Below are 3,064 nucleotides of genomic sequence, written 5' to 3'. Positions count from 1 at the left end.
CGCAACGACCCGATGAATCCGGATGCGCGCACGGCGATCATCATGCCGATCTGCAACGAAGACGTGGCCACGGTGTTCGCCGGCCTGCGCGCCACCTGCGAATCGCTGGCCGCCACCGGCCACTCGAACCAGTTCGATGTGTTCGTGCTGTCCGACAGCTACGACCCGGCCATTGCTGCGGCCGAGAAGTCGGCCTGGGAAGACCTGCGCGCGGCACTGGCCGCACAGCCCGACCTGCCGCAGATCGAGGTGTATTACCGCCTGCGCACGCGCCGCAGCCACCGCAAGGCCGGCAACGTGGCCGACTTCTGCCGCCGCTGGGGCAACGACTACCGTTACATGGTGGTGCTCGACGCCGACAGCGTCATGAGCGGCAGCTGCATTGTCGCCATGGTCAAGCTGATGGAAGCCAACCCGCAAGCCGGCATCGTGCAGACCGCCACGCAAGCCATTGGTCACGCCACGCTGCACGCCCGCGCGCAGCAGTTCGGCTCGCGCGTGACGGGTCGCCTGTTCACGCTGGGCATGCAGTTCTGGCAGCTCGGCGAATCGCACTACTGGGGCCACAACGCCATCATCCGCGTCGAGCCCTTCATGAAGCATTGCGCGCTGGCGCCGATCAAGGGCACCGGCGGCATGTCGGGCGGCATCATGTCGCACGATTTTGTCGAAGCCGCGCTGATGCGCCGCGCCGGCTACCACGTGTGGCTGGTCTCCGACCTGACCGGCAGCTACGAGCAGCAACCGCCGGATTTGCTGAGCGAACTGCAGCGCGACCGCCGCTGGTGCCAGGGCAACCTGCAGAACTCGCGCCTGATGGCCGAGCCCGGCATCCACCGCGTGCACCGCACCATGTTCGCCATCGGCGCCATGTCGTACCTCTCGGCGCCGTTGTGGCTGGCTTTTCTGAGCTTTGGCACGGCGCTGTGGGTGTCCGATGCGGGCATGGCGACCTTCTGGCAAGCCATGCCGGGCGAGCTTCGCGCGTTGTGGGCCTGGACGCTGTCGATGCTGTTCCTGCCGCGAGTGCTGGGCTTGCTGGCGGTGTTCATGAAGCGCGAGCAGAAGTCGTTTGGCGGCACGGCCGCGTTGCTGGGCAGCTCGGTGGCGGAAACGGTGCTGGCCTTGTTGCAGGCACCCATCCGCATGCTGGCGCATTCGCTGTTCGTGCTGATCGCCATCACCGGCATCAAGCTGGACTGGAAGTCGCCGCCCCGTGAAGCCAATGGCGTGAGCTGGCGCGATGCGCTGACCAGCCTGGCGCCGATGACGCTGGTGATCGGCCTCATGGCTGTGGGCGTGGCTGCCATCAACCCGATGGCGCTGATCTGGCTCGCACCGGTGGCCCTGCCGCTGCTGCTGGCGGTGCCGCTGACGGTGGCCACCAGCCACGTGGACCTGGGGGCGTGGATGCGTTCGCGCGGCGTGCTGCTGATTCCCGAGGAATCGTGGTCGCCGGCGGTTCTGCGCAGGGCCTGGCGTCATGCCAGCCGGTTTGCACTGACTTGAAGCACCCCCCGCGTCGCCTTCGGCGCCACTCCCCTCCAAGGGGGGCGACACCTTGGGCCGGCGGAGGTTCTATGGTTTTCGTCAAGCGTTCTGGGTGACGAGATGCGGCTCAAAGGGTTGGCCGGATTTCCAGACGGCGAAGGCGATGCGCAGGAGCTTGCGTGCCAGGATCACCAGCGCCTCGGTGGTCTTGAGGCCCCGGGCACGCAGCGCCTGGTACGTAGCGGCGAATGTGCTGGTGTGACAGGCCGACATGGCCGCCATGAACATCTGATGTCGCAGCGCCGGATCGCCCCGTTTGGACAGGCGTCTTCGCCCTGTGCTGCGCCCGGAGTCGTTGGCCCGTGGGTCCAGCCCGCTGTAGGCCACCAGGGCATCGGAACTGGCAAATGGCACGCGCGCGAGCAAGCTGGTGAGCAAAGCGCTGGATTGGGGGCCCACGCCCACGATGCCCTGCAGCAAGGTGCGTGCACGGTGCAACTGGACATCGGTCTGAATCAACGCAGTGATGCGCTGATCGATGGTCTTGAGCAAGGTGGCAAAGGCCGTATCGAGCTGCGAGACGGCCTGCGCGATGCTCGCGCCGCAGTCCTGCAAGGACTGGCGCAAGGCGACCCGCTTGGTCACGACCGTCCAGCGCTGGCCCAGCAACTGCTCCAGCTCGGCCTGGGAGGCGCTGGGGGCTTGGTACGGGTGCAGCCGCTCATGGTGCTCGGCCAGGTAGCGGGCGATGACCCGGGCGTCCACCCGGTCGGTCTTGCCGCGCGCACCCAGGGCCTTGGCGTAGAAGTACACGTCGCGGGCGTTGAGCACGAACACGGGCAGGCCCGTGCCCGCAGCCAGATGGGCCAGGCGTTGGTGGTAGCGCCCGGTGGACTCCATGGCCAGGAGCGAGCCTGGGGCCAACGTGCGCAGCCACTGCAGGATGGCGGTGCATTCGTTGGGCACGCTCAGGCAACCATCCTGGCCGTGCGTGGCGATGACGAGTTCGGCCTTGGACACGTCCACGCCGATGAAATGCGCGAGCTCTTGCATGATGTGACCCTTCCAATGAACAATGACGAACGTTGGGGTGGGATCCCGCCAGCGGCGTTGGCTTGCTCACAGATCGGCGCTGTGGGGCTGCTCAGTTCCTTATCGACGCTCGAAGGCGGGGTGGGGGCAATCTCCGCCGGTCGGTCAAACCCGATAGCCGGATTTCCAGGCCCTCCACCCCAACACCTCAACCATACAAGCCGGACCCTTGGTGCCTCTGGTCCAGGAGTGCTCGCATGGTCGCTAAGCCAAATCCTCATTCGCGCTTCATACCGCGCGAGGAAATCGATGGGGTGGCCGCATGGCATTTCTCGGCTGTGGATGGCAGCGAAGAGACGGGCACAGGCTCCGACCAGGAGGGTGTGACCACCGAGGTGTTGCAGCAGGCCCGCCAGCAGGCCCATGCCGAAGGTTTTGCGCGTGGTCACGATGCGGGTGCGCAGGAAGTGCGCGATGCGCTCGAAGCCACGCTGCGCAAGACGGCCGAGGAAACCGCCGTGCGCATGGCGCAGTTGCTGCG

The 3,064-nt window shown here is 66.6% G+C and carries 2 protein-coding genes and 1 pseudogene; 2 read left to right on the top strand and 1 reads right to left on the bottom strand.

Annotated elements, in window-relative coordinates; all coding sequences use genetic code 11:
- Nucleotides 1–1,509, top strand: a 1,509-nt coding sequence (gene mdoH, locus AB7P10_RS20090) for a glucans biosynthesis glucosyltransferase MdoH (RefSeq protein ID WP_428295613.1), incomplete at its 5' end; no start/stop codon positions are given.
- A gap of 81 nt (nucleotides 1,510–1,590) precedes the next feature.
- On the opposite strand, the gene AB7P10_RS20085 is transcribed toward mdoH, so the two are convergent.
- Nucleotides 1,591–2,544 carry an IS110 family transposase gene (locus tag AB7P10_RS20085; RefSeq protein WP_428295612.1) on the bottom strand — a complete coding sequence of 318 codons (954 nt, stop codon included), beginning with the start codon at nucleotides 2,542–2,544 and terminating at the stop codon, nucleotides 1,591–1,593.
- Between the two features lie 236 nt (nucleotides 2,545–2,780).
- Here AB7P10_RS20085 and AB7P10_RS20080 point away from each other — a divergent pair.
- A pseudogene (locus AB7P10_RS20080) lies at nucleotides 2,781–3,064 on the top strand (hypothetical protein); the annotation flags it as partial.

Origin of the sequence: Hydrogenophaga sp. (assembly GCF_050182545.1) — a bacterium.
GTDB lineage: Bacteria > Pseudomonadota > Gammaproteobacteria > Burkholderiales > Burkholderiaceae_C > Hydrogenophaga.
Note: the sequence above shows the minus strand (reverse complement) of the source record. Positions and strands in the feature narration are given on the sequence as shown.

What these genes read in the sequence shown, in the direction of transcription:
- AB7P10_RS20085 (WP_428295612.1), bottom strand. Translation starts at nt 2,544, where the DNA reads ATGCAAGAGCTCGCGCATTTCATCGGCGTGGACGTGTCCAAGGCCGAA.